Source organism: Neorickettsia sp. 179522, from assembly GCF_001593535.1.
Taxonomy (GTDB): domain Bacteria; phylum Pseudomonadota; class Alphaproteobacteria; order Rickettsiales; family Anaplasmataceae; genus Neorickettsia; species Neorickettsia findlayensis.
In genome coordinates, this window is sequence record NZ_LNGI01000001.1 from 101,074 (window position 1) to 123,504 (window position 22,431).

Consider the following 22,431-nt stretch of genomic DNA (forward strand, 5'->3'; position numbering starts at 1 on the left):
TGACTAATACTGTGCTAGGTGAACCGTTTTGGCAAAGATTCTTTTCTGTTGAAGTAGGTCGGTCTTAAAATCAAAAACTGGGTGCTCGAGTAGGTTGAAGTATCTAAGTGTTGCTTTGCTATCTATTCTCCTTACCACTCCTGCTATCCGAGACATGGGGCGGTCTGCAAGCTCTGGACTGCATCCGATAGTGAAAATTACCAAAACTTTTCCAACGATACCAACCTGGTCTCCGTATCTAATTGTTCCTTTAACGGCATCTATGACGTTACGCATCACTGTCACTGAGGTGTCAGAGAGCTGTAAAAGTCCTGCTACACAATTTTCTCGATGTTGCTGGCAAAAATGTGAAAGGAGGACGAATTCTTCTCCAGTTGAGAGTGGGTCCATTATCCTGAGAACTTCATCCATTGAATACTCATAGTGATGTCTTGCCCTTCTAAATTCCGTAAGATGGTCCAAGCACGAATGCTCTCTTGCCAATATCTCGTACCTCTTCTCTCTGCTGGATGTGCTACTAGAAGGGAAGATTTTTATCTTCAGTTTTATAGCTCCTCCATGCTTAGTTTTGAAATGGAGTTGCCTAGTTCTTGCAAGTACAGTTCCGATATCGATGTTGTAATCTTCGTACTCGAGATGTTCAGCGATTTTCTTTCTATCTGTACTCTCTAAGATATCAAGAAACGGCTTTCCTTCAAGCTCGTAATAATCATAAGATAGCAACGAGAGCATAGCATTATTTGCACCAGATATGAGAGCTGTGTCGTTGTCATTTCCATGAACAATCGACACGACAAGATCCCCTTTTCTCCGTGCAGCCAATGTTTCCACAATCGTGACTTAGAAACTCCAGCTAGAGATGTTACATTAGCTTGATTAAGTTTAAATAAATTATCTTTCGTATTTTTTTGCCATAAACAACTGGTTTTTTTCAATGTTATACGCTCCTGGGATATACTATAATTTGTAATCTCCCAATTGGGTCTTTAGCAGGTCGTGTGACCTTGGATTAATGTTAACTCGGTGAATTAGAAATATGACTTTTGATAGTCACCTCTCTGAATTAAGGTACAGAATGATAGTATCCGTAATTTTTTTTCTTACTACTTTCTGCTTCTGCTACTATTTTTCCGAGGAGATATATAAGTTTCTGCTCAAGCCACTCGCTGAAGTAGCAAATCAGCCAGAGCGCATAGAAGGTTTAAATAGTAGTTTTACCCTTATTTATACTGGTTTAACAGAAACATTTGTCGTTTATCTTAAGGTTGCTTTCTTGGGTGCGCTTTTAGTTTCTTCTCCATTCTTCATATGGCAGGTGTATATGTTTATCGCGCCCGGCTTATATCCTGGTGAGAAAAAGGCATTTCTTCCTTATTTAGTAGCAGCACCAGTCCTTTTCATTCTTGGATGTGCAGTAGTGTATTACTATGTTTTCCCGCTTGCTTGGAGGTTCTTTGTAAGTTTTGAGTATGACGGCAGTAAACCTGGAACTCTGCCAATAGAGTTCATGCCATCTGTTTCCGAATATCTTGACCTTGTTGTCCAATTCATGTTTGCCTTCGGTATAGCGTTCCAGTTGCCTGCTATCCTAACTTTATTGTCTCATATGGGGTTGCTTGATCATAATCTCTTGGTAAAAAAACGTAGGTTGTCGATTGTTTTGATATTTATTGCTGCAGCTGTTCTTACACCTCCAGACGTGCTTAGTCAGATAGGATTGGCAATTCCAATGCTATTTTTGTATGAGCTTTCAATTTTCAGTTGCAGATATGTCAGTAAAAAGAGGACGGCGCTTGAGAAGGAAAGTAAAGAGAATTCGGAAGAATAGGAACAATGTTTTTAACGTTGTGATTATGGTAGGTGTTCTAGGTGCCATAATCTGGGCATGGACTTAATCTATGGTACCTCAGATGAAAGAGAAGAATTGTAATTCAGATATGGGGATCAGAGCTCTACTAATGACAGGGAGCAGGTATCTTGCAAACTGGTCCTCTACTCCACATCTCGATGCAGAGCTTTTACTTGCTCATGTATTATCTTTGAAGCGTGAGCAGCTGATACTGCATTACAATGCGGAGGTAACAGAACCACAAGCAATGGACTTTAGAAGGTTGTTGGAACTTAGAAAAAGTCATTCTGTTGCGGCCATTGTCGGTGAAAAGGAATTCTGGAAGTACAGCTTTGCCGTTAATAAGGATGTTTTAATCCCGCGTCCGGATACAGAAACTATACTAGTAGCTCTTTTGTCTCGCTATCAAAAGCTTAATCGACCTTTAAAAATAGTGGAGTTAGGTACTGGAAGTGGTTGTGTTATCATTTCGATACTGAAGGAGTTCAGAAATGCGTTGGGGTTTGGTTTTGAAAAATCAAGGGCTGCGTTTCATCTCAGCGTGCGTAACATGCTTAAATATGGTTTGTGTGCTCGTTTGAAGCTATATAGGCTCGACTTTAACACCGCAACGAGGGTCCTTTCATGCAAAGTAGATGTAATTGTTAGCAATCCCCCTTACATAAGACGCAGTGAAATTCCCTATCTCCAGCCAGAAGTACAAAATGAGCCTCGCATTGCATTGGATGGAGGGTTCAATGGTATATTGCCCTATTTCTCTATCTTGAGGCTTGCAAGCAAGATACTGTGTCCGGGTGGAGAAATTTTTCTAGAAATTGGCAGCAGCTGGAGAGATTCAATAGTGTCGGCCGACTGTCCTTTTAAAATTGTTGAAAGATATCGTGACTTATCGGGAGCGGAACGTGTTCTCGTTTTGAGATAAGTTTATCGCAAAACATTTAAGTGTGATTTGTTGATCTCGCTTTTCATTTCATTCTGCTATCAAGTAGCTAAAAAATACATTCCAAAATATATTTTTTAAAAAAGTGTACTTTTTGAAAAAGTGATGATAAAATCGCGCGCGTGTTGATATAATTTTATAGCAAGTGATGGATTTAAGCCTAATGATGTTGGAAATTGGGAAGTGTCACTGTGTACCGCCTGAAGGTGACTCTTCTGTTGAGATTTGTCCATGTTTAATTGTAAAATTTGACCCTGGTACAGGTGAATAAGGTCTTTGGAGGTCCTTTTTTGTTTGTAGTACGGTAGTAAGAAGTACTACCCCGCTATCCTACGGACCGCGGTACTCTGGTAGCCCGTTAAGGTTAGCGACATCGCACTCGTATAGCTCTGGAGGTACTCGAGATCTGCTAGAGAATGGTATTATGGTCGAAGTACACCATCCGGCCGCCATGATGCACAAAAGCGTCGTTGCTAAAACTGCTAGTGTGATCGTAACAGCAAGTTCCGCTTTCAGCCCTCCTTTCGACGCCACGATCTCTCCCGCTGCGCACAAGCAGGCCATAAGCACAACTGTGGCAAGTGAGAATATGTATAGTGCGTCGGGGTTGCGCATAATATGCGGACTCAGTTTGTCCAGTAGTGCAGCCTTTGAGCGATCGGTAATTTTGTAAGGGTCAAAGTCCCTAGGCCTTACTGTTTCCCAAAGGTACAGAAGTGTACTAGCTAGTGCCATTACGCCAATTGCAACCATCAGAGCAATCTTTGCGGCCGCCCCACCTGAGTTGTTGCATACATCCTGCACTTTATTTGCGAGGTGCAGCGCAAACAATACCACGAGTCCCAAAGTAATCAAGAGAAAAATAATGGATGCTGCTGTTCTTAAGGCTCTCAGTTTGTTCAGGACGCTACGCGTGCTTCCACCATAGTACTTAGTAAGTAGAGCCAAGCCGATAGCTTCTCCAATCCTTATAAGACTCTCTCTACTCTCTTTCGTAAGAGAACGAGTCTGGTGAGAAGATTCAAAATGGTCCCTGAGGAAAACTAACATAATGGCCTGTACTTCCACACTGTTTGGATCTCCTAAAACTCTCCCGAAGACCTGCCTTTGTGCCTCAAAAGTAGCCAAACCTCGTCTTGTTGCTAACCTGAAATATCTTGCGTAATAAACAACCCTGTCGTAGTAGAAAGCATTTTTACTCAACAGCGCCTCTTTCATGTTTGTATGGAAGATTGGTGCACCGGAGATGCGCTTAAGATGTGTAGTGAGGCTTTGCATAGTGCCTATCAGTTTTACCCAAGCTGGATGTTATACGATAAAATAATTACTGAAATTCTAACAATGTTCCGCATTATGATATTAATTTTATTTAGGTCCTAAATTATATGTGTTCTTACACATATAGCAAAGCAAAAGGCCGCCTATTATCCACAATCTACCTCGTCTAAAAATGAGGGAATCAAATATACCTATGAACCAAGAATGTGCAACACAACGACAAAGTTCGTAAAGCCAAGTTTGACTAGGCACTAGTGGTCTTTGCAGTGTTGCAGTGCACTCGAGAGCAAAGCTGGATCTCCAATGACAGCTTTTTCCCTAATGTCTTCCAATAAATCTTGGTGATATACACGAAAAGATCCTAATAAATTCTTTGCGGCGGCACTTATTCCCGTTACGTCGATATTATCAAAGTAACCTTCGTTTGCAGCGAAAATGAGGACTACTTGTTCTTCTACTGGTAAGGTTTCATGCTGATTTTGTTTCAAGAGCTCAGTAAGCTTTCTGCCTTTTTCTAACAATGCCTGCGTTGTTTCATCGAGGTCTGCGCCAAATTGTGCAAACGCTTCCATTTCTCTGTACTGAGCTAGCTCTAATTTGATAGATCTGGCGACCTGCTTTATTGCCTTGATCTGCGCAGCTGAACCAACACGGGATACAGAGAGACCAACATTCACAGCTGGTTTCACGCCTTTATTGAATAACTCACTTTCCAGAAAAATCTGTCCATCAGTAATGGAGATTACGTTAGTCGGAATGTACGCAGACACATCTCCAGCTTGTGTTTCTATGATTGGGAGAGCCGTAAGCGAACCTGCACCGTTTTTATCAGACATTTTTGCAGCACGCTCAAGCAACCTTGAATGAATGTAAAATACATCGCCGGGATAGGCTTCGCGACCAGGTGGACGTCTTAAGAGCAAGGACATTTGCCTGTATGCAACGGCATGTTTAGAAAGGTCGTCGTATACAATGAGGCAATGCATACCGTTGTCACGGAAGTATTCTCCTATAGAACAACCCGCGTACGGAGCTAGGAACTGGGACTGTGCGGAATCAGATGCTCCTGCTAATACAATAGTAGTGTACTCCATGGCACCTTGTTCCTGCAAAGTCTTCATGATTCTTGCGACTGTTGAACACTTTTGACCAATCGCCACGTAAACACAGTATAATTTTTGCTCATCAGGGAGATTCTTATTAATATCTCTCTGATTAATTATGCTGTCTAATGCGATAGTTGTCTTTCCTGTTTGTCTATCTCCAATTATAAGCTCCCTCTGGCCGCGACCAATAGGAATAAGTAAGTCAATTACCTTTATTCCTGTTTGAAGGGGCTCTTTTACGGGCTGACGGTCTAGAATTCCTGGTGCTTTTACCTCGATTGGAGAATACGCATCTGCGAAGATTTGTCCACCACCATCCAGAGGATTACCCAAAGGATCGATAACTCTACCAAGTAACTTTTTTCCTACCGGGATGCGCAAAGGTTCTTTTGTACGTCTAACTGTATCACCTTCTTTTATGTCTTGTGTATTAGTTAAGATCACTATCCCTACGTGATCGTATTCTATGCTTTGTATGAGCCCAATTTCACCATTTGGGAAAACAACCTTTTCGTTAAACTCCGCATTTTCAAGACCGCAAGCTATTACAACACCGTCCTTGACCGAGATCACTTCGCCTACTTCTTCGGAAAAAAGCTGCTGATCAAAATCTTCGATTTTTTCCTTTATTATCCTTAAAACTTCGGATGCATTGACGTCTAAACTCATTTTTTTCCTTCCTATTGAAATGTCTTGAGAATTGTACTTTGTCCCATACTTTTACACTGTGCTAACCTTCCGGCGATGGAAAGGTCTATCATTATGGAATTTATTTTGATTGTTAGTCCACCTAGAAGTGAGTGGTTCACTTTCTGGGCGATGTTAATCTTTTTCAGATAAGGGAACCTCAGAAGCAGTGCACCTGCAACTTTCTTTTTAGCTGTAGCACTTAAGCGACTATATGACTCCACCCTTGCATCCGCCTCTTTTCTATTTCTTTTCACTATTTCTATGTACTCCAGCAGTACCTTAGTACAAAGAAAACCACGGTGATTTGCAAGCAAGATTCTACACAGATTCCTGAGTTCGCACGGGAGATCCAATCTGTCAAGTACATATACCTTAGTGCTGGTCTTTATCCTTGCGAAAGAAAGAAAGTTACTTTCACTGAGCAAACTCAGGAATTTATTTACATCACTCTCCAACCTGGGACCACACACTGCGTACAGGGACTGTGCATACCTACCGGCTATATACTGTTGCATTTACTCTACTGTACGACCACACAGGCACATTCTCTTACAGCTTGAGCATTTTTGCAAATCCGACTGTACCTCTTTTTACTTTGCACAAGTTATTTTTTAGGATACAGAACATCTAGTACACTGTTGTTGATGTAACAATTAAGTCAAGAGCTTGATCATGTGCTTCAATTACTAGATCATGGCAGAGTTGTTTGTCATATGCTAACCCAACGTGTTATTTTTTAGGATACAGAACATCTAGTACACTGTTGTTGATGTAACAATTGAGTCAAGAGCTTGATCATGTGCTTCAATTACTAGATCATGGCAGAGTTGTTTGTCATATGCTAACCCAACGTATAGTGTATTGTCGCCGTTCGATCTCGAGTGACTAATGAATCTATCAAAAAATCCCATACCAAAACCTAATCTATGACGATCACAATTAAAGGCTACTAAGGGAACAAATACTAATTCAGGTATAATACTTTCGTCCCCCGCAGGATAACGGATGTTGAGTTTATCGTGTTTCACTAAGATATCACCTTTTTTCCATGTTCTGAAACACATTCCTTGATTACTCAAAATGCATGGGAGAGAAAAGACTTTATCATCCAATTCATCCAGAAGCGGTGTCGGATCAACTTCTCCATCAATTGGCAAATAGAGTCCGATGGTTTTGTAGTGCTTGAAGTCCAACGTTTTAAGGAGATTTTCCACTGTGAGCCTGTCAATCAACTCTCTGTTTGCAATGCTTTTCCTTATTTTGCGATATTTCTCGCGTAACCGCGCTTTATCTTCAATCATGAATAACGTCTTTTTGAATGAATTGTCCCACTGATGAACTTTTAAAAATACGTCGAAAGGTAGTCTATGGTTTTTTCCCGGCTAGTGAAACAATCGCATATGCTGAGATTCCTTCCTTACGTCCTTCAGGGCCTAATTTTTCGGTTGTTGTTGCTTTGACATTAACTTGGTCTTTTCTAGCACAGAGTAGGTCCGCTACTTTTTGCTGCATCTTGTTTCTGTATTGCTGAATTCTCGGTGTTTCACACACTATTGTGAGATCCGCATTATTCACCATGTATCCAGCTCTTTGAACGAGTGTGACTACATGCTCTACAAAGTAAGATGATGACTTTCCACGCCATTTTTCATCTGTGTCAGGAAAAAGCATACCGATATCATTTGCACCTTCTATACACGCTGCACCGAGTAGTGCATCAACCAATGCGTGCAGTGCAACATCACCGTCCGAGTGTGCAATGACGATGTACTCGCAGGGCACAGACACTCCGCATAGGACAACGTGCGTATCGCTGATCTTTATAGGTTTCTCTATTTTGTGGACATCATACCCAAATCCAATACGGTACATAGCAAGGCTGAATGGTGTATCAGGAGTGACAGATTCCTAACACGAATTCTTAGAAAAAGAAAATGTTTTCTTTCTTCCTATTCCCGATAGCACCTGGTCTATTTGCGTCTGAAATCCATTGTGTTGTGCTTGGTGTGTTCAAGTGAGCATTTTGACATAGGTAATCCTTACAACTCAAAGAAGTGCCACAGTTGTGGAATGGTAAGTCAAAGGGTATTATGTGTGAGATCGTTTCTCGTTTTGCCGCTATGGCTCAGTGGTAGCGCGCTTCATTGGTAATGAAGAGGTCTCAAGTTCGATTCTTGATAGCGGCACCGCCTTTTCCAAATGTTTATTATAAAGCTGGAGCTTGAGCTTGCGTATAATTATTTGATCTCCAAGAGCTTCAGGGGACTTGTAACGTTTCTTTCTCTTGTTGGAGTAACAATTGGAGTTGCCTCTTTAATAGTTGTCACGTCTGTCATGGACGGTTTCAAGGCAGAGCTTATTTCAAATATTGTGGGCGTAAGTGGTCATGTGAACATTTGGTTTCAGAAGGGCACAAATGAAGATGTGATGCGTCTACGTTCACTCGTGACTGAAATTCCACATATTGTGAGGGTAGTTCCGGCTCTTGAGGCAAGAGCTATCATTTCAAATGAGCTGACAAACGTAGGTGTCCTTGTTAGAGGAATGGAGTTAAACGATTTTGCGAGGGAATCACTTGTTACCGAGAAAATTATCCAAGGGAAGGTTGCAGATTTCGAAGATGGTATCGTGATTGGTGCAAGGATGGCAGAAGAGCTAGGAGTAAGTGTAGGCGATGAGGTGAAGTTTTTATCTGCGTCATATACCAATACGATGCTTGGTCTAATACCCAGGATAAAGCATCTGAAAGTAGCAGCCATCTTTGCTCTTGGGCTTGTTGAATACGACAGTGCGTTTGCATACATGCCGTTTAATGTTGCATCAATTCTTTTCCGTTCTGAAATGAACACGGCAAGTATCTACCTGGACGATCCCTATTTTGCTTCTGATGTATCAGAGCTCATAAAACAAAAGTTTCCGGATTTGCATGTAACTAACTGGCAAGCTGTTGGTAACCCTTACTTCCGTGCCCTGAAGGTTGAAAAAGCAGTGATGTCGATCGTTTTATTGATGATTGTGCTTGTGGCGGCATTTAATATCGTCTCTGGGTTATTCATGTTAGTGGATGAGAAGAAACAATCTGTTGCTATTTTGCGTACCATGGGCATGACAGAAACAAGCATTGTGAGGATCTTTATTTTCTGTGGCTCCATAATAGGAGTAGTCGGCACTGGTCTGGGGGTGATGTTTGGTCTGTTGATAGCCGTGAATATTAACAGGTTGAGGTTTTTTATAGAGTGGCTTACTGGAGAGACTATTTTTGATCCGTCCGTCTATTTTGTCGATAAAATACCAGTTTTGCTCGACCCTGCAAGTATAGGATTGATAGCTCTATCAACAATTCTAATAACATTCTTTGCGACCATTCCACCAGCTTATAAAGCATCGAAACAGAGTCCTGGGGCTATTTTGCGCTGAGGTTTACCTTAGATGATTTTCCAGTAAGATCATGGTGCAATTTGCTTCGTGCGAATAATTTCTGTCTCTGTTTCTCACGTGGATTGGTACTTCTAGTAATACTAAATTCCACTCAGCGTGAGGTGCAGGACGATTGCAGAATTCACGCTATTTCTAATGCACTTTCTGTCTCTGTTTCTCACGTGGATGGGTGGTGCTTCTAGTCATACTAAATTCCACTCAGCGTGAGGTGCAGGACGATTGCAGAATTCACGCTATTTCTAATGCACTTTAGGACTACGCTGGTTGTGTAACACCTCTTTCTTCTCGAGATATCGCGAATAGACCTTAGCTGATAGGAATTTTTTCCAAAAAGGACTGAATTATACCAGCTGGCTCGACGTAGAAGATCATATTCTTGTCTGTGAATGGATGCTTAAATTGAAGAGAATAAGCCCATAGAGCATGGTGTGCAGCACAAAGATCGGCATCTCTATTGAGTCCATACAACTTATCTCCAACAACAGGGCAACCTATGGATTTCATATGCAACCTGATTTGATGTGTTCTTCCGCTCCCTAATCTGCAATGAACAAGGCTATATTTTCTGTCAACCGTACGCGCAAGGACATTGTAGTAAGTCAAAGCGGGTTTTCCACTACACTTTCCTAGCATCATTTTCCTTTGTCCCCTTTTTATTGGTTTTTTTATCTCTCCGCACAAGGACGCTGGAACTGAGTGGACAAGTGCAAGATATTCACGCCGAATGACTCCTTCTTTGATCATCTCGCAAAGGCGCACATGTGCATGATTAGTTTTTGCTACAATAAGGAAACCAGCGGTATCCTTATCTAGTCGGTGTACTATTCCTGGGCGCGAGGAATCAAGAGTGCTGAGTTGTGTTATTGGGTAGTGGTGCTCGAGGATGTTAACAAGTGTTTGTTCTCTGTTACCTATTCCTGGGTGGACAACAAGACCAGCAGGTTTATAAACCACGAGCAAAGAATCATCTTCGTATCTTACATCTAGAGGTTGTACAAACGCGCGTCTTGGTTTTTGTTCTAAAGGTAGGTCCAGTAAGCGATATTCCTCACCTGCTAAAACGCGCCTGGAGGGTTCCACCTGAACCTTTCCATTGGTTTCAACCCTCCCACCTTTTATGCAGTGCTTAATAAAAGTGCGAGAAAACAAGGGCAAACAGCGATGCAGGAAAACATCTAAACGACTTCCTGCATCACATTCAGCTACGATACATCTGTACAAAGCGCTGCACCTTCATGGGTCGTATTCTCCACGAAGGCTAACCTAAAAGAAGACCGCTAGCAACATAAGCGATGGCCACGCAGTTTAACGCGCGGGACTGCAACTACGACGTAGTGTACCTTTTGCGGCATCAGACGCTAGAGAAGGAGAAGAAGGAGCACTGACAGATGTGTCTATAGAACGAGGAGTGAAACGCGGTTCCGGGCCCATTGCTTGAGTACCTTCCATGTTAGGAGCATTGTAGTCTGTTCCAACTGCTTCCGGTACGGCTAGTCTCTCAGCCGGACGTCGCACACGTACGGCAAAGGTCACAACTAGTGCCAGTAACATCACGAAGCACACTGCGACTAGGGCAATGTTTTGCGCAAGTTCCTTTAGAGGTTCCCCATTAACAACTTGTTGGTGCAAACGCACCGCACAGAATGAAAGAGCTGCAAGGGCAGCTGCTGAAGCTAAAATAAACGCAGAGAGCACCAACGGAGATGTCCCTTTTTTGCTCTCCGGATATGCACTATGTACAGGGAAGTTCCTTGTCATATATTTGTACCTCTTAATAACAAATCTCACCCTTTCACCATCCACAACGGCGACAGGAGCCAGTGTGAAGGCACAGAGCTAGGAGTAAAACACGATGACGCAGGAAAACAAAAAATATACATACGCCATCAAAGATAGCTTAATATTGCTCTAATAAATATTCAAGATTATATAAACTCGCGCATAACCTTATATTCTAATGCCGTGCTGATTCTCAGCGTGGATATATTGGTCAGTTAGTGTGTTTATTTCTCACTAGAAGGTGTTTGTCCGATTTTTTTTAAGGAAAGTGGATGTTTGCTTTCGATTTCCTTTCGGAGCTTGTTTTGCGAAATGTGGGTGTAAATTTGGGTGGTTGTAATCTGCGCATGTCCCAGTAAATCTTGTACGACCTTGATGTCCATTCCATTATCTAGTAGATGTGTTGCAAACGAGTGGCGAATAACATGTGGGGAAATTCGTTTCGGATCAATGTTGCACTTTAATGCAAGTTCCTTCAACAACTGTCCCAGCCTTTGCCTTGAAATCGGTCTGTCTTTTCTTCCTGCACCTGGAAAAAGCCAAGGGGAATTACTTTGGTAGGAAGTTAGATATAATCTGAGCACCTGTATCGCTTTCTTAGAGAAGGGCAATATCCTTTCCTTTCTGCCCTTGCCGGTGATGATGATATGTTGTTGTCCATTGAGAAGTGGTCGTATGTCGGAAATTTTCAGGTTTATAAGCTCGGAAACCCTCATACCAGAGGAATATAAGATTTCTAGGATTGTATACAATCGTAGGGTGGTAGGCTGTCCTGTTTCTAAGAAAGTGAGTAGTGAGAGAACCTCTTCTTTGGTTAGGTACCTGGGAAGTACCAACGTTTTTTTGGGAAGCTCAAGAGTTTGAGCTGGATTGCTGCTGGAGATTTTTTCGGAGTATAAAAATGAGAAAAATTGTCTAAAAGTCGCTATTTTTCTTCGTATTGTTGCATTGGAGAGCTGCTGAGCTCGCAAGTTGGCGATGTATCCATACAAATCCTCTTTCGATGCGTTTTGTAGACCCTTGTTTTTGAAAAAGGCACTTAACAGCCTAAGGTCGGTCCGGTAGCTGCTGATCGTGTTAAGTGTGGCGTTTCTCTCGACCAGGATCTTTTCAAGAAACTGTTCCACATATTTGCAATCACTTGCTTGCATACATCAGTCCCGCAGTGAGTTATATAGTCAGCTTGCCGCACTTTTTCTGTGAAAAGCTCCACGATAGCACAGCATCTACCGAAGAAAATTTCAAATGCCTGTTCAGTAATAACAGCCTTACTTTGAGAAAAGATTACTTTGTGAGTTCCAATTTATTGTGTAGTTCCAATTCGTGAGCTTTTTTCCGACGCGATGATTTCATTGAATCCAAACTTGGTTGAGGGATTATGCCTCTAGAACTCCATACCTCATGCCCAGTTGAAAAACAATTAGTATGTTTCCCACTATAGGTTTCATAGTTGCTATTATTGCAATATCGATACTGAAAAGAGCACCCTTATTCGTGGACAATCCAGGCGTCGTAGAGTTGATTTCCTTGAGATAAATTTTTACAATCCCAGGGTTGAAGTAGGTTTTACGAATGAGTCTCGATAAGATACTGGCAGCATATTCTCATAACTCTCCTGGTTCTAGAACAAACCTTGCACGGATATTGGAATACGGTCGTCTTGGTGGTACAGGCAAGCTATTAATCTTACCTGTAGACCAAGGATTTGAACATGGTCCAGACGAGAGTTTTTACAATAATCCCCTGGCCTATGATCCCGAATATCATATTAAATTAGCAGTCGATGCTGGCTTGAGCGCGTATGCTGCTCCATTCTCAATGCTGCAGGATGTGGCACATAAGTATCCCAACCATGTGCCGCTAATTTTGAAGCTCAATACTGCTAGTAAGCTCTTTCCAAAGAGTTGTTCGCCTAACCAGGCTTTCATCAGTACGCCGGAGGACGCTATCAGGTTAGGTTGTGTTGGTGTAGGGTTGACTATTTATCCTGGCTCTGAGAGTTATTGTTCAATGCTTACTGAGGCTGCAAAAGTTGTAGCACAGGCTAAGGCGTTTGGTCTTGTTGTTGTAGTATGGTCCTATCCACGTGGTGGTGAGCTTTCTACTAAGGACGAAACCGCTTTGGATGTTGTTTCGTATGCAGCGCACATGGCGTGCCTCCTTGGTGCTGACATTGTTAAAGTGAAGTTACCTACTTCTAATCTTGCTAACAAGAAGAGTCATCTTTCCTCAGTGGAGGAGCTTTCGGAAAGAGTGAAGGTAATAGTGAGGTCCTGCTTTACCGGTAAGAGGTTAGTGCTTTTTTCTGGTGGGCAAAGTAAGGAGTTGCCTGCGCTCTATGAAGAGGTTAGAGCAATCAGGAAGGGTGGTGGCAACGGCTCCATAATAGGTAGGAATGCATTTCAGAGGTCTTATAGAGAATCTCTTGCAATGCTTTCGGAAGTTATCTCGTTGTATAAGCAGTGAAACTTACGGCGTACTTATAGTTGGTTCATTGGGACCTGTCCCCGTTTGGAGTCTGTACCAATGACCTATTTGTATTGTGCGTTTTAAATTTTGAAAAGTGTGTTGCGTTGCCTTTTCATCTGATTAGGCGGATTAACGCGAGTGTTTTCACCGATGGTTTTTTGTACAGTATCGCGATATTTTTCCATTTAGGGGCCAGGGCAGAGATATAGCCCCATGTTCCAGCTGTGTAATGTGCTCGATCAGTTTCCAGGGGAGGGAATGATATGCTCGAAAGGTGTGCAGATCTAACGATGTTTTTGGGCTGCGTACCCATGAGCTTATTCCACTTATTGTGCCTATTTTGTAGCCCGCACGGTACGAGAAATGACATTGGCTGCTGCATCATTTAATACATAGTCATTCAAATTTGCCGCTGCTGTTGTTTTACCCGGAGGTTCCTGTAATACATTTGATATCACTGGGTTTTCAGGAGCAGTAGGAAATGGTGTGCTAGTTGGTGCACGGTCAGGAGAGGTTTTTTCTTGTCTTTGTCTATCTTCAATTTCCTGTAGTCCCTCTGCAACTGCTTTCTCAACAATCTGATTCGCGAGTTCTAGCAGTCCTACCGATCCGCATATAGAAAGCTTGCGTATTTCTGTGTTTTCCGGTACGTAAAGAGGCTGGCCGGAAACAAGATCTGTAAGGTCTAGACTTTTCGGTGTTTCTACTTCTCTTTGCAATCCGGTGCACTTAGCAATTTCAATTGCGGTACGGTACAGGAAAAAAAGCAATGCTAATGATGCAGCTACGATGTTCAATGCCAACACTGTCTTTCCGTTAGGAACAGTCTCCGCGCCGCATACTAACATCAGGTTCACTGTTAATGTAACAGCGACAAATAGTAATACAAAAACGCATAAGACTCTTTTCCCGGAAAGTGTGTACACTCTAGACACAGCACTCCTAGAATACTGTGTAGAAATGCTATCGTTCCGGACTAAGGAGTATGCGTCTCCATTATAAATTTCAGAGCAAGAGTACATATGTTTTTATTACAAGTTTTAAATTTTGTAGAGAGGCATAACCCAAACACTGCAAAACAGGATAAGGCCCGAGTACCTAAATTTATTGGTTCTGCTATCGAGAAAGCAGTGCCGCATCTATTTCAACCAGTATAAGTATGCGTTGCTAATACTATTGTGAAATGCCAGCAGTACTCCTTAAACTTGCTGTGAACTATCACTAGTATCGGGGTAATTGCCTACAAAGTGTAAGTCTATTTACTATATTTATTAATTCTATTTACCATATATACCAGTGCTGTTCAACCTTGCTGTAAACCATTATCCGTATTTAGACAATTTCCATAATGGTCTAAGTTGTTCGTTGTGTTGCACTCTTTTGTTCTCAGAAGAGTAAATATTTGCCGAGTTTTTTATCGATCAGGGTTGGTTCGATTAGTTAAAAATATAACCTCAGTAGAATTGAAGCTAAGCAGTAATTAAATTCCCGTAATGACTAATTTATTTACCGGATGCTTTTCCTGTTTTGTTGGTTACAAGACTTTTAGCTCATACGCATTATGCGTCGTGCTTTGTCATGTAAAGATCTAAATATCGTAGTCATTCGAAAAGCAATATAAGCCAAACTATATGCAGGCCGCATCCGTACAGTTTTTCTTTTGCGTTATTGCAAGTAAGTGGAATTCATCGGTGATTTTTTACTGTTGGCATTTTAGGTGAGGCATGTCTGATGCTCTCAGCCAGGATCCTCTCAAGGTAAAAGCATTTTTTACTCACGATATTGTCGAAATCGATGGATTAGCGCTGACGAACTCTGTAGAAACGCAGCACTTTGAAGTATCAAAGACCGAGTTTTCCTTCTGTTTTTATCAATAAAAGGATAGATGTAGGTGTTTCTTGAGTTCCCATTTTTCCCGTGTAGGAAGAGTTGTTGGAAAATGCGTGAATCTATTCGAGGTGGATAGTCTTATCGTATTGTTGTAAAATGAGTGGATATTAAGGCTGGATGGCAGATTGGTTATGCGGAGGACTGCAAATCCTTTTAGGTCGGTTCGATTCCGGCTCCGGCCTTTCCTGTTGTGTTTACTACTTCCATATTTGTCCTTTGGGGCATCTTTGTTTGTAGCTTCTTTTGAGTTTTTGGTATGAAGTTCGTTTTCCCGACGGTCTTGCTCGGACTGGTACTTCTGGTGCTGACGTTCAAGTTCATAGGGAGCAGTGTTCATTCTGAGAATGAAAAAGTAGGTGCAGAGGTGCGTTCATTGCGCACTATACTTGTCGAACCGGTATTGCGTGCGATTGTTGTAAGTGGTTATGGAACTGTTGATGCTGCACAGCGTCACCTTTTGTACTCGCAGGTGCCCGGGGAGGTCATAGAAAAGCTCGCTAGGGACGGGCAGGTCTTGAAAGAGGGTGATACGTTGCTCCGCCTTAATAATGATGTATGTGAAGCTCAATTGCAAAGTTTGAAAGCTCTGCTAGAAGAAAGAAAAATGGAGTACCAAGCTGCTAAAGAGCTTAAGGAGAATGGGTACTTATCCGAAGTAAAGCTTTCAGCTGCGCTGGTTGGTCTCAAAAAGGCTGAAGCAGATTTGAAAGCGTTAGAAAGACAAATGGAAAAACATACAATTCAGGCCCCAGTTTCAGGCATAATTGGGAAGGTAAATGTTGCCGTTGGGGATGTGGTATCACCAGGAGTAACGCTTATAGCAGAATTGATCCCGTTCGGGGACTATATTGTGCGAATGAACGTCTCAGAGGTAGATATTTTGTATTTGAAAGAAGGTCTGGAAGCTGAAGTTATTCTTCCCGAAGTTGGTACTATAAAGGGAAGAACAAGGTTCGTTTCACTCGTTCCAAATGATCCTACAGGGACGTTTCTTGTTGAAGTTGGGGTTGAGCGGAAAGAATTAGGCGAAAATCGTGTACCAGTTGGGATGGTGGTCGATACAAGGATAGTTGTGGATAAAAGATTCCTCTATAAAGTACCTGGTAGTGCGCTTTTATTAGGGAAAGATGGGAAGATTGCCATGGAGATCCTAAAAGATGGTTTGCTTCAGCCTATCAGAGTAGAGATAGTGGAAGAAGAAGGTGAGAATTTTTGGATACAGCAGAACGCAGCCAGGGGACAGATAGAGGTCGTTGTTGCTGGTGGGAGGCTTTCCAGGATGCCGGGGACTTAAAGCGAACTAAGCTGGGTTTCTTTTTCTTCATTTTTTGGTTACTAATTTTGCTAGTGGTGGCGGGGCACGGTTTTCTTGTGTTGGATGTTTTTTTTACTTTCCAGGGTTATTTTCTGCAGTTTCTTGTCATACCGATGCTCATTTGTGTGGGTTTCTGGGTCTCTTGCAAAATGGGGTGGATACATATTCTCAAGCTACCGGTTGCTTTGAAATGTCTCTTTGTTCCGGCTAAGGGTTGCAGAAAAAACATTTCCTCTTTTTCGGCTTTTTCAGCTATATTGGGTGGAAATCTTGGAGTTGGTAATCTTTCTGGTACCGCGATTGCGCTTGCTACTGGGGGTCCCGGCTCGATTGTATGGATGATTCTGATCATTCTTTTCACTGCTTCGATCAAGTACGTCACTTGTTACTTAAGTCTGGTTTACAGGACGAAGAGAGGTACACGCTTCATCGGTGGTCCTATGTATTTTCTTCGAGATGGGCTTAAATCTAAAGTTTTGTCGCTCTTGTTCTGTATAGGATTGATTTGTACAGCGACTATTGGCGGTGGCTTAGTTCAAGTGAACTCTCTTGCTTTGCCGATGGATTATCTCCACATACCGAGGATCTATGGGGGTTTAGTTTTCACAGTCCTAGTTGCGCTTGTGACTTTTGGTAGGCTTCGGGTCTTTACTCAGGTAGTTTCATTTATAGTGCCCTTTATGGCCATCGGATATCTGGCTGTCTCACTTTACATACTTGTTTTGCACGCGGATAGAATCCCAAATGCACTTTCACTTATGTTAACGTCGATTTGGAGCAGAACAGACATACAAGGTGGGATTGTTGGATTCGCGTGGGCGCAGTTTTTGACTACAATGCAAATGGGTATTTCCAGAGGAATATTTGCTTCTGACATCGGGTTTGGGCTAGAGGGTATACTTCATGCAAACGTGAAACAGGAAGAAGGTCATAAGTTGCCATTGGAGATAGAGCAAGGTTTGATAGGTGTGATTTCACCATTTATTGTGTTGCTGGTCTGTTTTGTTACAGCCTTGGTGCTTATGGTAACAGGTGTTGCATGGGGTCCTTTTGAAAGTACCAATATGTGCTTTGAGGCCTTCAAGGTTGGTGCTGAAAGTGATGCTGTGGGGTACTCACTTATTGTTGTGTTATTCTGTTTTGCCTTTACAACAGTACTGACATGGTCTTTTTGTGCACAGTGTGCGCTTGAATATCTCACGAATTATAGTACCAAAGCACTCAAATTGTGGAAAATTTTTTTCGTTCTCGTATTGCCCTTGGGTGCGCTATCGGAGGTGTATTTTCTATGGAGGATAGTTGACTTTACTTCTGCGGTTATGCTCGTGACGAATTTAATAGGGATGGTGTTTCTCGCAGGAGGTGTCGTGCACGAAACCAATAATAGTGTTTGAGAATTGTGAGTTTACTAGATTAGATGTGTTTGCTATTCTGAGAGCGACTTCTCTTCTTGTTTTTGGATGAAAAAATGGAACCTGCCAGCTGGTAGTGACAGAAAAGTTGCCTTCGTTGATGCTAGAATCGTTGATCCAGAAAGCGGATTAGAAATCCTTGGGGATCTTGTTGTTCATGAGGGACGAATCAGTGATTTTGGGGAATCTCTCCTTAGTGATGTTGAACTTAAGCCCTTCGATGAAGTTATAAATTGTGCTGGGCATCTTCTGATACCAGGTATCATAGATATACACGTTCACTTAAGGGATCCAGGGCAGTTGCAAAATGAGGATATACATTCTGGTACTAAGTCTGCAGCTGCTGGTGGTGTGACCACAGTTGTTTGTCAACCTAACACTGATCCTCCGATTGATACAGTTGAAACCCTGGCATACATACAAGATAAGGCAAAAAAAGTTGGTTTTGTAAACGTCCTATGTTACGCATCGATTACAAGGGGAGGGAGGGATCTCACTGACATGTTTGCCTTGCATAAAGCAGGAGCGGTCGGTTTTACAGATGATGGTCTTCCGGTTATGAACTCGCTTTTCATGAGACAGGCTTTTCTGAATGCTGCTTTTCTGAAGGTGCCAGTAGCACAGCATGCAGAGGATCTAAACCTTTCTGATGGTGGCTGCATAAATGAAGGAGTGATGTCTCATAAGTTAAATGTCCCGGGAATCACGCATCTTGCTGAATCTGTCATGGTAGCCAGAGACGTATTGCTTTTGGAGCAACTTAACGCACATTACCACGTGTTACACGTTTCAACGAAGAAGACAGTTGAGATAGTCAGAGCGGCAAAAGATAGAGGAATGAAAGTGACCTGTGAAGTAACACCACACCACTTTCTTTTAACCGAAGAGGCTGTAGATGGATATAACACCGCTGCCAAAATGAACCCTCCTCTGCGAACAGAAGAGGATCGTCTTTGTATGATCGGGGCGCTTAAAGACGGTACCATCGATGTTATTGCTTCAGATCATGCACCTCACAATGAGGTTTATAAAGAGCTCCCACTCAAAGAGGCTGCATTTGGGATCGTTGGATTGGAAACAATACTGCCACTATCACTGGAATTATACCACTCTGGAATTTTAGGGCTGCATTCCTTGCTTGCAAAACTAACGTGCAATCCTGCAAAGATTATTGGTTCTGAAGCTGGAAGAATAAAGGTGGGAAGTCCTGCGGACCTTGTTTTACTAGATCTTGATTCAGAGGTAAGGATAGATACAAAACAGTTTGCAAGTAAATCTAAGAATTCACCTTTTGGAGGGCGTAAGACCAAGGGTAAAGTTTTACGTACTATTGTTGGTGGAGATACAGTGTATATGGATATGTGAGAAAATTCCTATCGGTATCGTTTTCTTATGAGGTCTCGATGCTGCATTGGTTTTCGCGGACTTTTTAAATATTATCTTGTATGGATGCAGTATGAGTGAATGTACAGGAGAAGCTTTCACTGGCATTGCTGTCTAGTAGATTCTGATTACGAAGGCAGTTTTACGCGAAGCTTTTTGGAAATCCCATGCGGAAAAGGGTAGAATTTGCGCGATTTTAAAAAGTAGACGCTACCAATTTAGATAAACTTTTTAGACAGAGATCCAGGGCCTCTTTTTCACGAAGTGTGGCCTGAATGACATATGGTACAGAAGGGGTGACTTTTCCCTGTGATTTAGAAATCATCTCTTTCGTAGAATCTATGAAACTTATGTTCTTGCAAATCTCCTTATCGAGTATGATGAGCAAATAGGGGACTTTATCTAGTTCTGTGCAGATAATTAGTATTCCTGTTTTAGGTCTTATTCTTGAGACAGAATTTAACAGTGTTTCTCTTGCTATACCCTGAATCTTCTTAACTACTATCTCTACTGATCCGTATCTTTCTGTTTGGGCTTCCGCATTTGTGATCAGTGAATAGTACACGCTAGTGATCTCTTTCTGATGACTCTTTTGCATCGCTCTGAATCTTAATTGATTTTCATTAAGCTGCTGCAGTTGTGCTTGTTTTTCTTCTCGCATGTATTGTAAAGCGGTAATGTGTGTTACTGCTTCTATCCTGCGTACACAGTGAGCTACAGATGACGCTGATAAAATTTTTATTAATCCAATGCTTGAGCTTTTTTTGACATGTGTACCTCCACATAGCTCCACCGCTTCCCCTATTGAGACAACACGAACCGTATCGTCGTACTTTTCTCCGAACAATCCAATGGCGCCATCTCTTATCGCGTCATCAGTTTTTTTGATTTCCGTTTTTACAGAATAATCATCCCAGATCATAAGATTTACACAGTCTTCTATTTTAGAAAGCTCTTCCTCCGTAATAGATTGGCTGTGACTGAAATCGAAACGCAACCTATTTGGTGCCACAAGCGAGCCACGTTGTGAAACATGCACACCGAGTATTTTTCTCAAAACATGGTGTAATATATGTGTTGCCGAGTGGTTCCTAGCTAGGCCGTTTCTGCGATCTATGTCGATCCTGAGGTTTACTTTTTCGCCTTTACTCACCGCTTGACCCCCAATGATTTTGCATTCATGGAGGATAACTCCTTCAGCAGATTTGTAGACTTTTTCTACTTTCAGCGTAGCATTTTCTCCTTCTATTACGCCTTGATCGCTCTCTTGTCCACCTGATTCTGGGTAGAAAATCGTTTGGTTAAGTATAATTGTCAGTTCATTAGATGCATCTTTTTCTGTTACCGCTAAGACGATAGCCGAGCCTGCGAAGCTTTCATAACCAGTAAATGGCGTCTTTCCATGTTCCAGGAACACTTCTTCGACTTCATCATTTGAAATTCGAGCTATATCCTGCGTACGGGAAGCCTGAGCAAGGAGTCTTTGCATTTTCATTCTTTCAGTGAAACGTGCTTCGTCGACTGAAATTTTTTTCTCTTTTAAGATATCTATGGTTATATCTAATGGGAATCCGTGAGTGTCATATAGTGTGAATGCTACGTCCCCAGATAAGGTATCGCCCTCCCTCATAGAGCTTGAAACCTCCTCGAGTAATTTCATTCCTGACTTCAGTGTATTTCGAAACGATTCCTCTTCTAGTGTTAATGTATTCAAAATGAGATTCTTAGCTCTTGTGAGTTCCTGGTAATAAGCTCCCATGTGTTTCTCGAGTACCCAGCAAAGCTTTGGTAACAACACTGCATCGAAGCCGAGTGTATGCGAGTACCGCACTGCTCTGCGTATTATCCTCCTCAGGACATACTCGCGCCCGGTGTTACCGGGTAAAACACCATCTGCTATAAGAAAACTAGCAGAACGCAAATGGTCGGCAATTACTTTATGCGCAGCCTGATTGTCTTTGTTGCCAGTAATCTTTTGTGATTCTTTTACAATGTCTTGGAACAATTGTGTTTGGTAGTTATCATCCGTACCTTCCAGGATTGCGGTCACTCTTTCCAGTCCCATTCCTGTATCTATACACGGACACTCCATGTGCATTAGTTTCCCACTTCGTTCTCTTATGTACTGCATGAAAACGAGGTTCCATATCTCGACGTATCTTTCGCCGGGATCCTTGTTATCTTCAGGTATGTCACCGGATAAGTGCTCTCCATGGTCGTAAAAGATCTCTGAGCAGGGACCACATGGACCAATATCACCCATCTGCCAGAAATTATCACTTGTGCTAATTCTCTTGATTTTTCTTTTCCCGAAACCAGTTAATTTATCCCAAATCTCGAACGCTTCATCATCTTCGTGGTAGACCGTGATATATAGTCTTTCCTTACTTAATTTCAGTTCTTCGGTAACGAACTTCCAAGCCAATTCTATTGCCCTTTCCTTGAAATAGCAGCCGAAGCTAAAATTTCCCAGCATTTCAAAAAAAGTGTGGTGCCGTTTCGTAAATCCGACGTTTTCCAAGTCATTGTGTTTACCTCCAGCCCTAACGCATTTTTGTGCTGTTACAATGCTCGAGAATGGTGCCTTTCTGACATCTGCGAAATACTCCTTAAATGGCACCATACCTGCGTTGACGAACATCAGTGAAGGATCTTCTTTTGGTACTAAAGACGCTGAAGGGAGGTTTATGTGTCCGTTTTTGACAAAGAAATCTATAAATCTTTTTCTGAGTCCGTCTATCATGAAGCAGCCCAATGCACAGGACACAAACGTAAATGTTATGTTTCCGGGTCTTGAAAGTAAAGTACAGTCAATTTTCCTACAAGTTCTTACGGCTAGAGCGCTTGTAACGTTTAGAATTTGCGTTACTCCTGCACAATAT

The 22,431-nt window shown here is 42.1% G+C and carries 19 protein-coding genes and 2 tRNA genes; 10 read left to right on the forward strand and 11 right to left on the reverse strand.

Annotated elements, in window-relative coordinates; translation table 11 throughout:
- Positions 1 to 3: 3 nt before the first annotated feature.
- A complete protein-coding gene (locus AS219_RS00465) occupies positions 4 to 831 on the reverse strand; it encodes a hypothetical protein (protein WP_231861797.1) in 828 nt (275 codons plus the stop codon).
- Between the two features lie 205 nt (positions 832 to 1,036).
- On the opposite strand from AS219_RS00465, the gene tatC reads away from it, so the two are divergent.
- Positions 1,037 to 1,828 (forward strand): twin-arginine translocase subunit TatC, encoded by a 792-nt coding sequence (tatC, locus tag AS219_RS00470; RefSeq protein WP_067978605.1) that lies wholly within the window; start codon positions 1,037 to 1,039, stop codon positions 1,826 to 1,828.
- An 82-nt stretch (positions 1,829 to 1,910) separates the two neighbouring features.
- Positions 1,911 to 2,771, forward strand: coding sequence for a peptide chain release factor N(5)-glutamine methyltransferase (prmC, locus tag AS219_RS00475; RefSeq protein WP_231861798.1), 861 nt, complete (start codon positions 1,911 to 1,913; stop codon positions 2,769 to 2,771).
- 348 nt (positions 2,772 to 3,119) lie between these two features.
- On the opposite strand, the gene AS219_RS00480 is transcribed toward prmC, so the two are convergent.
- The 5 genes from AS219_RS00480 to ispF all read right to left on the reverse strand — a co-directional run bounded on the left by AS219_RS00480 (position 3,120) and on the right by ispF (position 7,735).
- Positions 3,120 to 4,067 (reverse strand): hypothetical protein, encoded by a 948-nt coding sequence (locus tag AS219_RS00480; RefSeq protein WP_156469309.1) that lies wholly within the window; start codon positions 4,065 to 4,067, stop codon positions 3,120 to 3,122.
- 251 nt (positions 4,068 to 4,318) lie between these two features.
- Entirely contained in the window at positions 4,319 to 5,842 is a 1,524-nt protein-coding gene (atpA, locus tag AS219_RS00485) for a F0F1 ATP synthase subunit alpha (protein WP_067978613.1), read from the reverse strand.
- 11 nt (positions 5,843 to 5,853) lie between these two features.
- Entirely contained in the window at positions 5,854 to 6,378 is a 525-nt protein-coding gene (atpH, locus tag AS219_RS00490; protein ID WP_067978615.1) for an ATP synthase F1 subunit delta, read from the reverse strand.
- 237 nt (positions 6,379 to 6,615) lie between these two features.
- On the reverse strand, positions 6,616 to 7,164 hold the full coding sequence (locus tag AS219_RS00495) for a 5-formyltetrahydrofolate cyclo-ligase (protein ID WP_067978619.1): 549 nt from the start codon (positions 7,162 to 7,164) through the stop codon (positions 6,616 to 6,618).
- Positions 7,165 to 7,228: 64 nt separating this feature from the next.
- Positions 7,229 to 7,735: a 2-C-methyl-D-erythritol 2,4-cyclodiphosphate synthase gene (ispF, locus tag AS219_RS00500; protein WP_067978623.1), complete on the reverse strand. Its 507-nt coding sequence runs from the start codon at positions 7,733 to 7,735 to the stop codon at positions 7,229 to 7,231.
- A 242-nt stretch (positions 7,736 to 7,977) separates the two neighbouring features.
- On the opposite strand from ispF, the gene AS219_RS00505 reads away from it, so the two are divergent.
- Both AS219_RS00505 and AS219_RS00510 read left to right on the forward strand, forming a co-directional pair.
- Positions 7,978 to 8,049, forward strand: a tRNA-Thr gene (locus AS219_RS00505).
- A gap of 13 nt (positions 8,050 to 8,062) precedes the next feature.
- Positions 8,063 to 9,280 carry a lipoprotein-releasing ABC transporter permease subunit gene (locus AS219_RS00510; RefSeq protein ID WP_067978626.1) on the forward strand — a complete coding sequence of 406 codons (1,218 nt, stop codon included), beginning with the start codon at positions 8,063 to 8,065 and terminating at the stop codon, positions 9,278 to 9,280.
- A gap of 327 nt (positions 9,281 to 9,607) precedes the next feature.
- Here the strand turns inward: AS219_RS00510 and AS219_RS00515 are convergent, their stop codons facing one another.
- The 3 genes from AS219_RS00515 to xerA form a co-directional block, all read right to left on the reverse strand.
- On the reverse strand, positions 9,608 to 10,450 hold the full coding sequence (locus AS219_RS00515; RefSeq protein WP_067978629.1) for an RluA family pseudouridine synthase: 843 nt from the start codon (positions 10,448 to 10,450) through the stop codon (positions 9,608 to 9,610).
- 156 nt (positions 10,451 to 10,606) lie between these two features.
- Complete coding sequence (locus AS219_RS00520) at positions 10,607 to 11,104, reverse strand: hypothetical protein (protein ID WP_067978630.1); 498 nt, start codon at positions 11,102 to 11,104, stop codon at positions 10,607 to 10,609.
- A gap of 200 nt (positions 11,105 to 11,304) precedes the next feature.
- Positions 11,305 to 12,231 carry a site-specific tyrosine recombinase/integron integrase gene (xerA, locus tag AS219_RS00525; protein ID WP_067978631.1) on the reverse strand — a complete coding sequence of 309 codons (927 nt, stop codon included), beginning with the start codon at positions 12,229 to 12,231 and terminating at the stop codon, positions 11,305 to 11,307.
- A 421-nt stretch (positions 12,232 to 12,652) separates the two neighbouring features.
- Between xerA and AS219_RS00530 the strand changes: the two genes are divergently transcribed.
- Positions 12,653 to 13,546, forward strand: a complete 894-nt coding sequence (locus tag AS219_RS00530; protein WP_067978634.1) for a class I fructose-bisphosphate aldolase — start codon at positions 12,653 to 12,655, stop codon at positions 13,544 to 13,546.
- Positions 13,547 to 13,884: 338 nt separating this feature from the next.
- Here AS219_RS00530 and AS219_RS00535 read toward each other — a convergent pair whose 3' ends face one another.
- Entirely contained in the window at positions 13,885 to 14,406 is a 522-nt protein-coding gene (locus tag AS219_RS00535) for a hypothetical protein (RefSeq protein WP_231861799.1), read from the reverse strand.
- Between the two features lie 867 nt (positions 14,407 to 15,273).
- On the opposite strand from AS219_RS00535, the gene AS219_RS04025 reads away from it, so the two are divergent.
- From AS219_RS04025 to AS219_RS00555, 5 genes are all read left to right on the forward strand, one after another.
- On the forward strand, positions 15,274 to 15,426 hold the full coding sequence (locus AS219_RS04025; RefSeq protein ID WP_156469312.1) for a hypothetical protein: 153 nt from the start codon (positions 15,274 to 15,276) through the stop codon (positions 15,424 to 15,426).
- A 124-nt stretch (positions 15,427 to 15,550) separates the two neighbouring features.
- Positions 15,551 to 15,621, forward strand: a tRNA-Cys gene (locus tag AS219_RS00540).
- 74 nt (positions 15,622 to 15,695) lie between these two features.
- Complete coding sequence (locus AS219_RS00545; RefSeq protein WP_067978639.1) at positions 15,696 to 16,733, forward strand: efflux RND transporter periplasmic adaptor subunit; 1,038 nt, start codon at positions 15,696 to 15,698, stop codon at positions 16,731 to 16,733.
- A gap of 77 nt (positions 16,734 to 16,810) precedes the next feature.
- Positions 16,811 to 18,148, forward strand: a complete 1,338-nt coding sequence (locus AS219_RS00550; RefSeq protein WP_231861800.1) for an alanine/glycine:cation symporter family protein — start codon at positions 16,811 to 16,813, stop codon at positions 18,146 to 18,148.
- A gap of 66 nt (positions 18,149 to 18,214) precedes the next feature.
- Positions 18,215 to 19,531 (forward strand): dihydroorotase, encoded by a 1,317-nt coding sequence (locus tag AS219_RS00555; protein WP_067978642.1) that lies wholly within the window; start codon positions 18,215 to 18,217, stop codon positions 19,529 to 19,531.
- A gap of 214 nt (positions 19,532 to 19,745) precedes the next feature.
- On the opposite strand, the gene alaS is transcribed toward AS219_RS00555, so the two are convergent.
- Positions 19,746 to 22,292, reverse strand: a complete 2,547-nt coding sequence (alaS, locus tag AS219_RS00560) for an alanine--tRNA ligase (protein WP_067978645.1) — start codon at positions 22,290 to 22,292, stop codon at positions 19,746 to 19,748.
- Positions 22,293 to 22,431 lie beyond the last annotated feature (139 nt).